Origin of the sequence: Flavobacterium aerium (assembly GCF_030766725.1) — a bacterium.
In the GTDB taxonomy this organism is placed as follows: Bacteria; Bacteroidota; Bacteroidia; order Flavobacteriales; family Flavobacteriaceae; genus Flavobacterium; species Flavobacterium aerium.
This window is the reverse complement of record NZ_JARQWR010000003.1, coordinates 192,925-207,845: the sequence shown is the minus strand read 5'-3', so window position 1 is coordinate 207,845 and position 14,921 is coordinate 192,925. Positions and strand designations below refer to the sequence as shown.

Genomic DNA, 14,921 nt, shown 5'->3' with positions numbered 1-14,921 from the left:
TACTATGAAAACAATAGAAACAAAATATCAGTTTAGTAAAATGTCAGTTGAGGCATTTGAAAACTATATTAGTCAATTGAAAATTGGTAGAACTATTGTTACTATACAAGAACATCATACCTATGTACCCTCGTATATTGATTTTAAAGGAAACAATCATTTTGAACTACAAAAGGGGATGAAATCCTATCACGTGAATCAAAATGGATGGGGAGATATAGGACAACATTTAACGATCTTTCCAGACGGTATGATTGTCACGGGTAGAAGTATGGAAAAATCACCAGCTTGTATATATGGCAATAATGCAAACTCAATCTGTATTGAAAACTTAGGAAACTTTGATTTGAATGGAGATATAATGACTGAGGCACAAAGTGATAGTATTATCCGAGCAACAGCAGCTTTATGTCGAAAGTTTAATCTGGCAGCCAATACGAATAGTATTGTGTATCACCATTGGTTCAACCTCTCTACAGGAGAACGAAATAATGGAACAAAAAATAATAAATCCTGTCCGGGAACAAATTTCTTTGAGGGAAATAAAGTAGCCAACTGTGAAACCTCGTTTATTCCGAAAGTATATGCCTTATTAAATTCAGAAACACCAAATGTCCCTCTAGTGGATGTCATAAAATATGTAGTTGTAAATACAACAGTACTGAATGTTCGTACAGGGCCAAGTAGATCAAAACCAATTGCTAAAGATCGAATATCAGTTCGGTTAGGCTCGATTCTTCGAATTTACAAAGAAGAGAAAGGTTGGATTAAAATATCATCTTCAGCAGAACATTGGGTCTCAGGGCGTTATACTAAAGAAGCGAAACGTTGTGTTGTTACTGTAGACGGTCTAAATGTTAGAACAGGACCATCCGTTAAGTTTCCTAAAATAAATAGCTTACAGAAGCAAAGTGTACTATTTATTATTGATGAAAAAAACGGATGGTGTCAAATCAGCACAGAAGAAGGATGGGTAAAGAAAAGCTTTTTGAATTTTGATTAACTTAATCAAGTCTACTGGAGCATTCCTGCATTAAATCCTTATAGGCAGCTTTAAAATCATCACTTATAAAACTAATTTACAAACGCACTTAAATTCATATACTATAACTGATAGGGTATAAAATAAAACGCAAAGTATACATTGGGTACCAGTGAGCTAAGAGAAATGTTGTAGATGGACATTTCTATTGAATGTGATGAGGTTACCTCGCTAAAAAAACTTGGTTAAGTCCAGTAATAAGAAGCAATTGTTTAGTGTAAAGTTTGAGCTAAAAACTACTATTAATTTGTAGTCTGCAACCATTTCTTAGTTTATATTTGTACCGCAACAATAGTTCGGTTATGAAAAAGTGGATTGGTTTAAGCTTTGTATTTCTTACAGCTCTGTTTTCTTGTCAAAAAGAAGGGAGTAAATTACCTTATTTGGGAAATACAGCTCAGGTAAAAGAATCTTCAGGAATTCAAGGTAGAGGAGAAGGGTACTTTAAAGTTCTTGATTTTGAATTTTTAAACCAAGAAGGCATTAAGGTCAACAATGAAACTTTTAAGAATAAAATATATGTTGCCGATTTTATGTTTCTAAAATGTCCAACAATATGCCCGGTTATGAATACTGAAATGAAAAGGGTATATGATGTGTACAAGAAAAATGATAAAGTTCTATTTGTTTCCCACACAATTGACCCTGATAATGATAGTATTCCTGCATTAAAAAGTTATGCAGAACATCTGGGTGTAGATTCCCGAAAATGGCATTTTTTATACGGAGCAAAAAAAGATATCTATACTATGGCAGAGAAAGGTTACTTTGCTCAAGCCTATGAAGATGAAAAAGCACCAGGAGGATATGCCCACAGTGGAGGATTTTTGCTCATTGATAGCAAAAGACACATTCGTGGAGTATATGATGGAACGAACCCTACTGATGTAGACCGATTAATAAAAGAAATTGTAATTTTGCTACAAGAAACGCCTAAGTAATGAAGAAATTCATATTTCATCTTTTTCTGCTTACCTTCCTGTACCAAAGCACCAGTAGTTTTTGGATTGTATCTTCATTTTTTATAAATCAGGAATACATTGCTAATACAATTTGTATTAACCGATTTGATGCGATTCCAATCTGTAATGGAAAATGTTTTCTTTCTAAAGAACTGAAAGAAAATGAAAAAAAAGAACAGAAACTACCCAATGTAAAAGATAAAGAAATTCAGCTTTTCTGTACTACTACAATCGATTACTTACAAAAAGTTGAGGTACACTATGAAGAACATGCTACTTATCCAGAATATAAAACTGACTTTATAGTTTCAAGCCATCTTTTTTCCGTTTTTCACCCTCCTAAGCCTGTGTAATAAAATCATTTACTTTTATTCATAAACTAAACTAACAAAATGCAGACAGGAAATTTACCCGTTTGCAACATGGATGTATTTGGTGAACGCACAAAAGATTTCTGGATGGGTGATATAAAAAGATTATTAGAAAACAGTCCTCTTTTAGAACTTCCCCACAAACAGAATTTTTATGCATTGTATATTATCGATAAGGCAGATGGCGAAATAATAATCGATAGCCAGAAAATACGCCTTGATAATGCAAAAATTATCATCATAAAACCAGGTTGCATCAGTAGTACAAACATCAATAGAGATGCAGTAGGGAAATTAATTTGCTTTACAGAGGAATTCTTTTCCTTGCGATACAATAACAATATGCTCAATCATTTCTCTTTTTTTGATCGAAATGCACGAGTATATGTACGACTTAATGAAGAACAAAAAGGACGTTGGAATCAATTATTACAATTCTTGTCCGATGAATTCAGATTGCGCAAAAAAGAAACGAAAAACGTATTACGGTCCTATTTGAATATCTTTTTATTTGAAATGGAACGATTGTATAATCCGATGGGAATAAGTAAAAGTTACAATCCTAAACAGGAGAAAATGTTTCAGTTTCAAAAGCTAATAGAGCAACATTTCAAACAAAAGAAAATGCCATCCGATTATGCTGAATTACTTCATGTTACACCTAATTACTTAAATAAACTATGTAAGGAAGAAATAGGGCATACAGCCGGTGATTTAATTCGGAAGCAAATCATTATTGAAGCACAACGTTTACTATTGTATACAACAGATTCTATTAATGAAATAGCCGATGAACTCGGTTTTGACCATACTTCTTATTTTGTAACATTTTTTAAAAAACAAACGGAACTCACTCCAGAATTATTCCGAAAAAATCAAAATGAATAAGAAATACCAAAATAGTACTGTATGGAAAACTATAATAGTAGAATTGAAAAACGATAGTCGCCAATAGTTTTTTCAAAATACAAATCCGTATTACTTAAAAAAGCAGGAACGTTTATCTAAACTTCCTGCTTTTTAATTTCTAAGCCAAATCGGGGAATCAACAGAACTTTGCAGAAAAAACAACGTATGGATTTTCCAATGTTTCATCTGGATTGGTTGAACAACAGAATGCTGATTGCAGGTATAGCCACCTTACATGTAATCATTAATCACGGACTAGCAGTAGGCTTTATTCCTTTTATTACATGGCTAGAACAAAAAGGAGTATCACAGAGTGGTAAAAATCAGATTACTGATTTAGAATGGGATACGATGGTATACAAAATGATGAAAGTAGGTTTTATCATTACGACAACAATCGGAGCTTTGACAGGTGTCGGAATATGGTTTTCAGTATCCTTGGTAAGTCCCTCTTCCATAGGAAGCCTGATTCGGGTATTCTATTGGGCATGGTTTACCGAATGGTTGGTTTTTGTTACGGAAGTAATCCTAATCATGATTTATTTTCTGACATGGAAAAATAGTAATACGTCATTGAATGCAAAGCTACGCCATATCCGATTCGGTTGGTTTTTAAGCTTATTCTCATGGATAACGATGGCTATTATTGTTTCAATACTAGGTTTTATGATGGATCCCGGAAATTGGATGACCCATCAAAGTTTACTCAATGGTTTTACAAATCCATTATATCTACCGCAACTTTTATTTCGAACACCAACTGCCATGTTGATGGGAGGAACTTTTGGAATGTTACTCATTACATTTTATGCACCATTCCGAACTACAATACGCCAAATGGCTTTGAAATTAGCATCCAAGTGGATCATTCTCTGGGCACCAATTGCCCTTATTGGAGCTATTGTATACTATAATGCTATTCCTGAAGCAATGACGGCTAATATGAGTACAGCAGTAGGAACAATGGATTTTGCTCAATACTATGATTTACTAAAGTATTTTATCATGGGTGGAGTAGGATTAACTGTAATTATAGCCATTATAGGTTTACTCAAAGCCAAAATTATTAAAAGCTATATGATAGTTGTACCTGTCTTAATGGTATTTGCTTTTCTAGGATTTTTTGAACGCGTACGAGAATTTGTTCGAAAACCTTATGTAATTGGGCAATATATGTATTCCAATTTATTGTTGGAAGATGATTATGTGGTGTACCAACAAGATGGGGTTTTGAAGCATGCCACATATACCAGTGTTAATGAAGTTACAGAAGAAAATAAAATTGAAGCAGGCAAAAATGTATTTGTGATAGCCTGTAGCCGATGCCATACCACACAGGGAGTAAATAGTGTCATCGATGTATTTGAAAGAATGTATGGCATCGGGAAACCATTGGATATTAATTCTATGGCGGCCTATATTCCAAATATGCACAATGGAAGAACATATATGCCTCCATTTCCAGGGAATGAAAAAGAAAGCCTAGCACTTGCCGCCTATATAAGATACCTTCAAGATACGGGATTATCACTAGAAGGAGTACAAACGGAAGGATTAAGTATAAGCCCAACTAGTACCGTAGAAGCGGTATTACAACAAGAACGAAACAATAAAAATCAATCAGAAAATGAATAGTTTGTTTATATTTCTCCAAGCCAACGCAACTCCTGTACCAAAAGATATTCCCTTAGAATTACCCTTACCCGAATGGATGTTGGTTATTATTCTGGTAATTTCATTCCTATTGCATATTGTATTTGTAAATCTGATGCTAGGCGGTTCTATTCTGACTTTATGGGCAGAAATTAAAGGTTTGCGAAATAAAGAATACGATACTTTAGCTTATGAAATTGCAAAAACGACAACGGTCAACAAGAGTATTGCTGTTGTACTAGGCGTGGCACCCTTACTCAGTATTAATGTATTATATACCATCTATTTTTATTCGGCAAATGCATTAACGGGATTAGTATGGATTGCTGTTATTCCACTTGTGTCTATTGCGTTCTTATTAACCTATTTACATAAATATACATGGAAGTTATTAGAGCATAATAAAGCACTGCATATTTCAATATTAGGATTGGCGGTATTGATTTTTTTGTTCATTCCGTTAATTTTTCTAACCAATATCAATTTGATGCTCTTTCCAGAGAAATGGGCTGTTGTAAAAGGCTTTATGAGCGCTTTGACCTTACCCAATGTATTTCCAAGATATTTACACTTTTTGCTAGCATCATTATCAGTTACAGGATTGTTTCTGTTTTGGTATATGAGTAGAAAGAATTATCCCTTTGAGAAATTATTCTTTCAATTAACCCGATATGATATTCAGAAGAAAGGATATTCATTAGCATTGATGTGTTCTATTGGGCAATTTATGATTGGTCCGATTGTATTATTGACCTTGCCCTCAAAAGGAATTGGATGGAATCTAATTCTAGTTATTTTGGCAGGAGCCAGTATCGCTTTACCTGCAATGTTTATGATGTGGAAAGGCTTGCTAGGAGCAAAAGAGAATATTGGTAAAAACTTTTATAAAGTGGCTATACTTATGAGTATAACAGTATTGTTTATGGGTTCTGGACGTCAGATATACCGTGCCAATGCCTTGGAAAAACACCAAGAGCTAGTACATATAAAAACAGAACAATTTCAGAAAATTAAAAAAGAAGCCATTGCCAAACGTAAACAGCTTGAAAAACAAGGAAATACTGCGGAAATTTCTACGGCAGATAAAGGAAAGAAAACATTCAATCAGTACTGTGCGAGTTGTCATAAACCAACTGAAAAATTGGTAGGACCACCTGTGACAGAAATGGCATCAATCTATAAAGATAATAGCGCAGGATTAAAAAGTTGGATTAAAAACCCTGGAAAGAAAAGGGCGGATTATCCTCAAATGCCTGGTTTTCAGCAACTATCAGAAGATAAATTATCAGAATTATCAGAATACATTTTAACCTTAAAATAAATAAGAAATGGTACAAACATTAGCCATCATGATTGTCATTTTTGTATTACTATCAGTAGTATATGTAGTCAAGATCAATATCATGGCATTACGCCTTACTAAAGAAAAAGAGATTAATAATAAAATAAACCCATTAGAGAAAGACTACCAATTTATTAAAGGGCTTTATTGATTTTATTGTTTTTTGCTATTTTCAGTAGGAACTACAGGACTTTTAATAGATGCGATCAGTAAATCCTGAATTGAAGTTACCTTTTTTTGAGTTTGTAATTTAAATTTTTCTGGAATCGATTTGGGTTTTCCATTTTCTCTATAGTAATACGATTTTTCGAATATAGTTTCTGCATTGCGAAAACCCGAACGTCCTAAGTAGGTAATGTCATAAATTTCATATTGTAATACATTATCTCTACATTGAATTTTAAAGATGTAATCCATGCGAAATCTTTCTGCATATAGGATTCCGGAACTAATTTCTATAAAGGAACTTGCTTTAGCAATAATAAGACCTTGTTCTTTATCCTCCGTTTGAATGGAAACAATAGAAGATTTAAAAGGCACCGTTATAAACTCTTTAGCAATGGTGTAAAGCTCCTCTTTTGTTTTACCTTCAACTTGTAAGTTGGTATTAAAATGAACGCCTTTTTGATCGTCAATAGGAATATCTTCTATAATCTGACCATAGGTGGATAAACTGACTAGAAACAATAGAATTATAGACTTCATAATATTGGTGTTTTGATCTATGGAAAGTTACAATTTAAATTTTATAAAGTCTCGGGTTTGTTATTAGGGTCTTTTTTGGTCAACATTTTTACTATCCAAGGCAAGGTAAGCCCTTGTCCAATAAGTGTAAACAGAACCACTACAACCGAGATGAAGATAATAGCACTGCGTTCAGGGAAATGTTCTCCATTGAGCATAATTACAGGTAATCCCAAAGCTAATGCGAGGGAAACAATACCACGCATACCCGACCAACTAATGATAATACTCGTGCGTATATCCAAGAGGGCATGTTCTGTAATCTTCCATTTATTTTTCTGAAAAGCTTTTTTAAGATTTACTTGTTGTAAAAAAACTCTCGCTGTGCGGAGTAATAAAGCAACAATACAAATGATTAAAGCATAGAGGGTATAAGGAATGAGTTGATCATTTGGAATTGATTTGGTTACATAGGGAAGCTCTAATCCAATTAAAATGAAAATTAATCCATTTAAGATGAAGATAATAATATCCCAAATCGATTTGGATTCCTGTTTTAATGGTTCAGGAAAAATTTTATTACTGAATCGGGCAATTCCTAATCCTAAAGTAACAACCGAAATTACACCAGAAACATTCAATTCCTCAGCAATCTGATAGGTTACAAAGGGCATGAGCAACATAAAACTAATGGTTACCATATGATTTTCATGCACTCGTTTTAGAATAAAGGCTAGTATTTTACCCATTACAATACCGATTAATAATCCACCGACTAATAGAATAACAAATTGTAAGGAAGCTTTCCACAATACGAAAGCAGTTCCCGTTACAGCTGCCACAGCAAACTTATAAGCGACTAAGGCAGAAGCATCATTAATAAGACTTTCTCCTTCTAAAATAGTTTTGGTTTTATGAGATAATCCTAAGCCTTTTGTTATACTCATGGCAGCAACGGCATCGGTAGCCGATAGTATTGCCCCCAAAACAAAAGCCAGAGGCCATGTCATTTCTGGAATTAGAAAATGCGCTGTAGCTGCAATTCCCACAGCAGTTATAAAAACCAAGGATATGGCTAAAGTACTAATGGTATTGATATGAGTTTTGAATTCATGTGATGGAATATTGAAAGCCGCTTCATAGAGTAGAGGTGGTAGGAAAATAAGAAAAACAATATCCGATTCAATACTAATTTCGGGTATATCAGGTATAAAACCAATAGCAATTCCTGCAATAATTAATAATATGGGATACGGTAATTTTATCTTATTTGCGACTGCCGATAACCCAATCATAATGGCTAAAATAAATATGACGATACTGTAATTCTCCATACTTCGATAATTATTGAAAATGTATTCTTTCTTCAAAACGAAGGTAAATAAATTAGGAGTAAAATAGTTCGCCAAAAAAGGAATATTTTATTGAATTATTGGACCAAAGTAGATAATTATTATAAACAAAAAAGACTGGAATCAACCAGTCTTTCTCTATTCATTGTTCTGAAAGGATTATTCACAGATTCCGTCTGGAGTACAAGATTGCCCTTCAATAATTTCTAATTTTACGGTTGGATTTTCTTTTTTCCATTCCGCATATGATTTCTCTATGGTTTGCACAAAAGCCTCCACTGGTTGTGCACCAGAAACAGCATACTTTCGATTAAACACGAAAAAAGGAACACCTCTTACACCAATCTGTGTCGCCTCATAAAGGTCCTCATTCATTTCATCTGCGTATACTTCTGAAGCCAGCATATCTTCAATCTCTTGTTTAGGTAAACCAATGGATAGTCCTAATTCTAATAAGATTGATGAATCACTTAAATTCTTGCCTTCTTCAAAAAAAGCTTTGAATAAAGTTTCTTTAGCTTCGGTAGCAAGATGATATTTTTCAGCAAGATGTACTAATCGCAGTGCATCATAAGTATTAGCCATTTTCACATGATTAAAATCAAATTTGATTCCAAGATCATTGGCCATATTTTCAATTTGTGTAAAAGAGCTTTTCATTTGATCTTTTGGGACACCTTTCATTTCTGCTACTACATCATAAGCATCTTTAGTAGAATCATATTGTATTTGTGGATGCAATTGAAAGCTTTTCCAAACAACTTCCAGCTCATTGCGATTAGGAAATAATTCAAGAGCTTTTTCCATGCGGTGTTTTCCGATATAACAAAATGGACACATGATGTCGCTCCATATTTCTATTTTCATTTTTTGTTCCATTGTATCTTTAATTTGAAATACAAATTTACGAATAAATGCTATACAAAAGTAACTGCTATACTTTTGTATAGTAAGTTGATGGTAAAGAAAAAATCTGCCTATATGATGGAGCATAAAGACAGATTTAAAGATGTATAGTAGAAGACCTTATTGTGCGATTACAGATTCTTGTGCCATTTTATTATACTTATTACGGTATTCTACAGGCGACAATCCAGTTATTTTTTTGAATACCGTTCGAAAAGCCTTTGTATCAGTATAACCAACATCATACATAACATCGTTGATGTTTTTTCTGTTGTTTTCCAGATTACGCTTGGCTGCTTCAATTTTTACCCTTTGGATATATTCTAATACAGAATTGTTAGTAGCCTGTTTAAAGCGTCTTTCAAATGTTCTACGGCCTATTGAAACCATATCTGCCAATTGATCAATTGTGATTTTGTCCTCAATATTATTTTCAATATAATCTTGTACGGTTTTTATAGCTTCATCTTTATGATCTTTTTGCCCTTGAAACATGGCAAAAGCAGCCTGGCTGTTACGATCAATGTCAACTGCAAAAAATTTTGAAGCTAATATAGCAGTATCACGATCTGTATATTTTTCTACTAAATGGAGTAGTAGTGTCCAATAAGAATTTGCGCCACCACTAGAGTAGATTCCTTTTTCTTCTGTAATAATACTGCCGTCAACTAGTTCGACTTCAGGAAACATAGTCCGAAATTCATTAGCAGCATTCCAGTGTGTTGAACATTTTTTCCCATTCAATAAACCTGTAGAGGCTAATAAGAAAGCGCCAATACATAAAGAAGCCACTTCAGCACCTTTTTGATATTGGTCAACAATCCAAGGCACAAGACGCTTATTCAACTGTAGAGCTGTTGTAATATCCCCACTGATGGCTGGAATAAAGATTAAATCTGTTTTTTCAACATCTTTAATAAGTTGATCGGTGTGTACTGTAAATAAACTACCATTCAATTTCACTTGCTTGGTAAGACCTACAAGCTGAACATTAAATAATGCAGGTTTCCCAGAAGCTTGTAAAAATTGATTTACAGCCTTAAACATATAATGTGGATCTGCTACAGCTTCAATAATAGCAGTTTCGGGTACTAATATGGATACATTTTTCATGTGATAAATATACTATATTTTTTTTGTCGCAAAACACCCTTTGATTGTCGTGTATACACATTTAATATTTTTGTAATCGATTGTAAGTTTGTATAGTAGAAATTAATTAACCAAAACAAACAATAAAAATGGAAACAAAAACAAACGTTACTGTAGAAGCAAAAATCAATGCTCCAGTAGAAAAAGTATGGCAATTATGGAATGATCCAAAACACATTGTAAAATGGACAACGGCTTCGGATGATTGGCATACACCAAAAGCAGAAAATGACTTAAAAGTAGGAGGAGCATTCTTAACACGTATGGAAGCCAAAGATGGAAGTTTTGGTTTTGATTTTGAAGGAGTGTATGATGTCGTTGATACCCATAAATCTATTGAGTATACAATGAGTGACGGAAGAAAAGTAAAAATTCTGTTTAAAACACAAGAGGGCGTAACAGAAATTGTAGAAACTTTTGATGCAGAACAAATGAATCCTGTGGAAATGCAAAGAGAAGGTTGGCAATCTATTTTGAACAACTTCAAAAAACATGTAGAAAATAACTAGAACGAATTATTCATCTATAAAAATCAATAAAATGGCAACAAATCTTTTTATCAACCTACCGGTAGCGGACCTTCAAAAAGCGATGGACTTTTATACCAAAATTGGATTTGCAAATAATCCTCAATTTTCTGATAATACGGGAGCATGCATGTTTTACAAAGATGCCGAATTCTTTATCATGCTGCTGACGCATCCAAAATTCAAAGAATTTACAACAAAGAAAATTTCAGATCCCAAAACGAACACCACAGTATTTCATTCATTCTCTGTAGAAAGTAATGATAGAGTAAACCAAATTGTTTCAAAAGCCATTGAAGCAGGTGGAACTGAGCCTTCAGAACCAAAAGATTACGGATTCATGCAAAAACGTAGTTTTGAAGATTTGGATGGACATTTATGGGGAGTACTCTATATGGATATGAGCAAATTGCCAGGATAATATAAAATTAAACCCTATGAAAACGAAAGAATTAATCATCAGTAAATGCCTTGTTTTACTACTGTTATTATTTATAAACGTTCAATCAATAGATGCACAAAACCCTATGAAAAAGAGTAAACAACCAGAGAAAATAACTGGCTATGCCCCTGTAAATGGAATGAAATTGTACTATGAAGTATATGGTGAAGGTGAGCCAATACTATTATTACATGGAGCATTTATGAGTATAGATATGAACTGGTCTGAACTCATTCCTGAACTTTCCAAAACAAGAAAAGTTATTGCTATTGAGATGCAAGGACACGGTAGAACGGCAGATATCGAACGCCCTATATCCTATGAGGGTTTAGCTAGTGATGCGGCTGGAGTATTGCAATATTTGAAATTGAAGAATGTAGATGTAATAGGATATAGTTTAGGAGGAACAGTAGCCTTTCAATTGGCTATTAAAAATCCAGAGTTAGTGAATAAATTGGTGATACTATCCTCCACCTATAAAAGCGATGGATGGTTACCAGAAGTGAAAGCAATGTTTCAATCCTTTCAACCTGACTTTTTCGATAATACGCCTTTATATGCTGAATATAAAAGATTAGCACCCGATGCGGGACACTGGCATAAATTTATTGGAAAAATGATAGAATCAGAGAAAAAAGAATACAGTTTAGGAGATGAAAACATGAAGAATATCAAATCACCTACCTTGTTAATTATGGGTGATAATGATGGTGTAGATTTAAAACAAACGGCATCTATGTATCGACTATTAGGTGGTGGAGTATCAGGAGATATTGCGGGACTTCCAAAATCACAATTGGCTATCATACCCGGTATGACTCATGTTTCCTTAATGATGTCGACAGATAAATTAATTCCTATGATTAATACTTTTCTAAATACAAAATAGAGAAGAGATAAGATTTGGGTTTTTGTACTCAAAACAAGAGATATACAATCTAAAATATCAAAATCAATGCCTACAATTAACGGATACCTAACGTTTAATGGCAACTGCCGTCAAGCAATGACATTTTATAAAAAATGCTTTGGTGGTGAATTATTCTTTCAAACGATTGATGATTCACCACTTTCGGCTGCTTTACCAAAACCAATGAAAAAAATAATTCTTCATTCGATATTAAAAAGTGATCGGGCTATATTAATGGCCTCCGATATGGTAGAAGAAAAAGGTTTAGTGAAAGGAAATGCAATGGCACTCCTATTGAATTGTACAAGTGAAAAGGAATTAAAAAGTTATTATAAAAAATTATCTGTAAAAAGAATCAAAAGCCTTCCCATCGAGAAAAACTTCTATGGTGTAGTACTGGGCAGTATTACAGATCAGTTTGGAGTACACTGGATGTTGAGTTTTATTGATTCATAGGATTCCAAAGAAAGAATGGACTGCCTTACTTGACAAACTTTAATTTGTATCTTTGATTATGAAGCTAAAATTACATGTTGTTTAGCGTATACACCTAAATTATCTCAAGTACGGGAATGAAGAAATACAGTATTATTATATTAATGGCATTATTAAGCCAAACAGTAAAAGCACAAATTGATTCAGAGCAAACATCACTTTCTGAATTTGTTGAAAAAACCAAATCCTATTTTGATACCATAAAGAAAGAAGACTATATGCTTCTGGTTCCTTATGCAGAAGGAGGTAAATGGGGCTACTTGCACAAGGAATCTTTAAAAAAAGTTACACCGGCTTTTGCGAATTATCTGAATTTCTATAAAGGAGATTATCGTTTAGGCTATGTACGCGATAGTATTACTTTTGATGAATTCTTTTTCTCTTTGAATAATGAAGGAAAGGTAACCTTTGAGGCATCAGAAGTTGGTGTGATGGAGGTTTTGCCCCCGATTACTTACTCCCGAGCTTTCCCACAAGAATTGGAAAAAAAATCTTCAAAAAAGGGATATGAAGGCTTTGAATATAAGAAATCCTCAGTCTATATTGATATCACAGCTTATTCTGATTTATATGAATCATATGATCCGAGAACACCACTTTTAATACCCATCAAAATAGACGGTAAGGTTTATGCCATTGCTGGAAAAAAAACAAAAGATCCTGATATCATTCATTATGGAATCATTGATTCATTGGGCAAACCGCTTAAGGGTTTTAAGTTCGTTCATAAAAATATCCGCCCAGTTATTGGAATGAAAGATACTGAGAATACCTGGTTTATGGTTCAGGATATAGCAGACCAAAAAGATCAATACAGCTATATTAACCAGAAAGGGAAATATAAATTAAAAAAGGAATTGTCCTCCGATATTTTTAATATTTATAAATCTTCTAAGAACCATTACCCATATTATGAAATCGAAAAAAATATCTTAGGTTATGCTATAACAGAAAACAGTCTGTTTGATCTTTATGAAATGAAAAAAATTAATGTGGTGTCTATGCCATACAAAATTTTGTCGATCGATTATGCGACTACAAATATTGTAAAAGGAGAAACAATATTGGAACAACGTAAAAAATCCAATCTTTATATTTGGGTCCAAAATGAGCAAGAAAAATTCTATATGGATTTAAAAAAGAAACAATATAAAGTTTCGAAATAAAGGAGGAAACACGATTTAGGTTTAGTTCAGGCATTTTATCAAAATTCATATTATTAACAAGGTATTTTTTATTGTAATCAAACAAAGATTTTTTGATGAAAGAAGAAATGGAATATAATAGAACAATTCAATTGCAACAAATTGTAGAGTGGGCTCAAATACAACATGAAGTTCGTGTTGTTTTGCTCACAAGTTCATTAGTGAATCCCTATGCACCAGTAGACCAGTTTAGTGATTTGGATATAGAATTAGTGGTAGAAAATGCTTCTGAATTTTTAAGTACGGAGGATTGGCTCAGTTCTTTTGGAACCGTAATAGCAAAAATTGTAGAAAGTGAAGAAACCTTTGATTATAAACATGCCATGCGGATGGTACTTTATGATGATTATACAAAAGTAGATTTCAAAATATATTCAGTAGATCAGTTCCTAAAAGAAGTAAATCAAGTTGATTTGCAAGATGATTGGGATGTGGGATATAAAGTATTGATAGATAAAGACAATCTTACGTTAAATATGAAGCCACCTACATATGCTTCAATCATGATTAAAAAACCAACAGTAGAAGAGTTTATTCAGATTTTGAATGATTTTTGGTGGGATATAACCTATATCGTAAAATGCCTCGCTCGAGGAGATATTTTTTATGCAAAATTTATGTCGGAGAATAATATGAGAACAGAATATTTGCAAACCATAATTGAATGGTACATTGGACTTGAAAATGATTGGAAGGTAACTACAAATAAGTACGGAAGATTATTCAAGAATTATGTGTCTCCTGAATTATGGACGAAAATAGAGGCTACTTTTTCAGGAAGTGTTATAGAAGAAAATTGGAATGCTTTATTGGCTTCCGCCAATTTGTGTCATGAGTTAGGAATTTATCTTGCAGAAAAATTAAACTATCCATATCCTATAACTTTAGAGGAAGATATTAGAAAATACATGCATACTATGAAGAATGCAGTACAATAAGATTATAAAATAGAACAATAAAAAAGGAGCA

At 33.3% G+C, this 14,921-nt stretch carries 17 protein-coding genes; 13 read left to right on the top strand and 4 right to left on the bottom strand.

The genetic code is table 11. The features are described 5' to 3' along the window. The first annotated feature begins 4 nt into the window (after positions 1-4). The 7 genes from P6733_RS05465 (at position 5) to P6733_RS05435 (ending at position 6,430) form a co-directional block, all read left to right on the top strand. On the top strand, positions 5-1,003 hold the full coding sequence (locus tag P6733_RS05465) for an SH3 domain-containing protein (RefSeq protein WP_306350744.1): 999 nt from the start codon (positions 5-7) through the stop codon (positions 1,001-1,003). 341 nt (positions 1,004-1,344) lie between these two features. Next, positions 1,345-1,983: an SCO family protein gene (locus P6733_RS05460; RefSeq protein ID WP_306350742.1), complete on the top strand. Its 639-nt coding sequence runs from the start codon at positions 1,345-1,347 to the stop codon at positions 1,981-1,983. Beyond that, positions 1,983-2,357 (top strand): hypothetical protein, encoded by a 375-nt coding sequence (locus P6733_RS05455; RefSeq protein ID WP_306350740.1) that lies wholly within the window; start codon positions 1,983-1,985, stop codon positions 2,355-2,357. The genes P6733_RS05460 and P6733_RS05455 overlap by 1 nt, the downstream gene beginning before the upstream one ends. Before the next feature lie 39 nt (positions 2,358-2,396). Beyond that, positions 2,397-3,263, top strand: a complete 867-nt coding sequence (locus P6733_RS05450) for a helix-turn-helix domain-containing protein (protein WP_306350738.1) — start codon at positions 2,397-2,399, stop codon at positions 3,261-3,263. Positions 3,264-3,449: 186 nt separating this feature from the next. Beyond that, positions 3,450-4,919, top strand: coding sequence for a c-type cytochrome (locus tag P6733_RS05445; protein ID WP_306350736.1), 1,470 nt, complete (start codon positions 3,450-3,452; stop codon positions 4,917-4,919). Further along, the gene (locus tag P6733_RS05440; RefSeq protein ID WP_306350734.1) at positions 4,912-6,258 is read left to right on the top strand and encodes a c-type cytochrome; all 1,347 of its coding nucleotides are present in this window, start codon (positions 4,912-4,914) and stop codon (positions 6,256-6,258) included. Before P6733_RS05445 ends, P6733_RS05440 begins: the two co-directional genes overlap by 8 nt. A 7-nt stretch (positions 6,259-6,265) precedes the next feature. Further along, positions 6,266-6,430: a hypothetical protein gene (locus P6733_RS05435; protein WP_306350732.1), complete on the top strand. Its 165-nt coding sequence runs from the start codon at positions 6,266-6,268 to the stop codon at positions 6,428-6,430. A gap of 2 nt (positions 6,431-6,432) precedes the next feature. Here the strand turns inward: P6733_RS05435 and P6733_RS05430 are convergent, their stop codons facing one another. The 4 genes from P6733_RS05430 to P6733_RS05415 all read right to left on the bottom strand — a co-directional run bounded on the left by P6733_RS05430 (position 6,433) and on the right by P6733_RS05415 (position 10,334). Further along, positions 6,433-6,984, bottom strand: a complete 552-nt coding sequence (locus tag P6733_RS05430; RefSeq protein WP_306350730.1) for a DUF4468 domain-containing protein — start codon at positions 6,982-6,984, stop codon at positions 6,433-6,435. 41 nt (positions 6,985-7,025) lie between these two features. After that, entirely contained in the window at positions 7,026-8,372 is a 1,347-nt protein-coding gene (locus tag P6733_RS05425) for a Na+/H+ antiporter (RefSeq protein WP_306350728.1), read from the bottom strand. A 102-nt stretch (positions 8,373-8,474) separates the two neighbouring features. Further along, positions 8,475-9,182, bottom strand: a complete 708-nt coding sequence (locus P6733_RS05420) for a DsbA family oxidoreductase (RefSeq protein WP_306350726.1) — start codon at positions 9,180-9,182, stop codon at positions 8,475-8,477. Positions 9,183-9,341: 159 nt separating this feature from the next. Continuing rightward, a complete protein-coding gene (locus P6733_RS05415; protein WP_306350725.1) occupies positions 9,342-10,334 on the bottom strand; it encodes a GlxA family transcriptional regulator in 993 nt (330 codons plus the stop codon). 128 nt (positions 10,335-10,462) lie between these two features. Between P6733_RS05415 and P6733_RS05410 the strand changes: the two genes are divergently transcribed. From P6733_RS05410 to P6733_RS05385, 6 genes are all read left to right on the top strand, one after another. Continuing rightward, positions 10,463-10,882, top strand: a complete 420-nt coding sequence (locus tag P6733_RS05410; protein WP_306350723.1) for an SRPBCC family protein — start codon at positions 10,463-10,465, stop codon at positions 10,880-10,882. Positions 10,883-10,913: 31 nt separating this feature from the next. Beyond that, positions 10,914-11,321, top strand: coding sequence for a VOC family protein (locus P6733_RS05405; protein WP_306350721.1), 408 nt, complete (start codon positions 10,914-10,916; stop codon positions 11,319-11,321). Between the two features lie 16 nt (positions 11,322-11,337). Beyond that, positions 11,338-12,231, top strand: coding sequence for an alpha/beta fold hydrolase (locus P6733_RS05400; protein WP_306350719.1), 894 nt, complete (start codon positions 11,338-11,340; stop codon positions 12,229-12,231). A gap of 66 nt (positions 12,232-12,297) precedes the next feature. Next, positions 12,298-12,708, top strand: coding sequence for a VOC family protein (locus P6733_RS05395; protein ID WP_306350717.1), 411 nt, complete (start codon positions 12,298-12,300; stop codon positions 12,706-12,708). 116 nt (positions 12,709-12,824) lie between these two features. Next, positions 12,825-13,913 (top strand): hypothetical protein, encoded by a 1,089-nt coding sequence (locus P6733_RS05390; protein WP_306350716.1) that lies wholly within the window; start codon positions 12,825-12,827, stop codon positions 13,911-13,913. 107 nt (positions 13,914-14,020) lie between these two features. Next, entirely contained in the window at positions 14,021-14,890 is an 870-nt protein-coding gene (locus tag P6733_RS05385) for an AadS family aminoglycoside 6-adenylyltransferase (protein WP_306351138.1), read from the top strand. Positions 14,891-14,921: the final 31 nt, after the last annotated feature.

What these genes read in the sequence shown, in the direction of transcription:
- P6733_RS05390 (WP_306350716.1), top strand. Translation starts at nt 12,825, where the DNA reads ATGAAGAAATACAGTATTATTATATTAATGGCATTATTAAGCCAAACA.
- P6733_RS05450 (WP_306350738.1), top strand. Translation starts at nt 2,397, where the DNA reads ATGCAGACAGGAAATTTACCCGTTTGCAACATGGATGTATTTGGTGAA.
- P6733_RS05445 (WP_306350736.1), top strand. Translation starts at nt 3,450, where the DNA reads ATGGATTTTCCAATGTTTCATCTGGATTGGTTGAACAACAGAATGCTG.
- P6733_RS05395 (WP_306350717.1), top strand. Translation starts at nt 12,298, where the DNA reads ATGCCTACAATTAACGGATACCTAACGTTTAATGGCAACTGCCGTCAA.
- P6733_RS05460 (WP_306350742.1), top strand. Translation starts at nt 1,345, where the DNA reads ATGAAAAAGTGGATTGGTTTAAGCTTTGTATTTCTTACAGCTCTGTTT.
- P6733_RS05415 (WP_306350725.1), bottom strand. Translation starts at nt 10,334, where the DNA reads ATGAAAAATGTATCCATATTAGTACCCGAAACTGCTATTATTGAAGCT.
- P6733_RS05465 (WP_306350744.1), top strand. Translation starts at nt 5, where the DNA reads ATGAAAACAATAGAAACAAAATATCAGTTTAGTAAAATGTCAGTTGAG.
- P6733_RS05410 (WP_306350723.1), top strand. Translation starts at nt 10,463, where the DNA reads ATGGAAACAAAAACAAACGTTACTGTAGAAGCAAAAATCAATGCTCCA.
- P6733_RS05455 (WP_306350740.1), top strand. Translation starts at nt 1,983, where the DNA reads ATGAAGAAATTCATATTTCATCTTTTTCTGCTTACCTTCCTGTACCAA.
- P6733_RS05405 (WP_306350721.1), top strand. Translation starts at nt 10,914, where the DNA reads ATGGCAACAAATCTTTTTATCAACCTACCGGTAGCGGACCTTCAAAAA.
- P6733_RS05440 (WP_306350734.1), top strand. Translation starts at nt 4,912, where the DNA reads ATGAATAGTTTGTTTATATTTCTCCAAGCCAACGCAACTCCTGTACCA.
- P6733_RS05400 (WP_306350719.1), top strand. Translation starts at nt 11,338, where the DNA reads ATGAAAACGAAAGAATTAATCATCAGTAAATGCCTTGTTTTACTACTG.
- P6733_RS05435 (WP_306350732.1), top strand. Translation starts at nt 6,266, where the DNA reads ATGGTACAAACATTAGCCATCATGATTGTCATTTTTGTATTACTATCA.
- P6733_RS05430 (WP_306350730.1), bottom strand. Translation starts at nt 6,984, where the DNA reads ATGAAGTCTATAATTCTATTGTTTCTAGTCAGTTTATCCACCTATGGT.
- P6733_RS05385 (WP_306351138.1), top strand. Translation starts at nt 14,021, where the DNA reads ATGGAATATAATAGAACAATTCAATTGCAACAAATTGTAGAGTGGGCT.
- P6733_RS05420 (WP_306350726.1), bottom strand. Translation starts at nt 9,182, where the DNA reads ATGAAAATAGAAATATGGAGCGACATCATGTGTCCATTTTGTTATATC.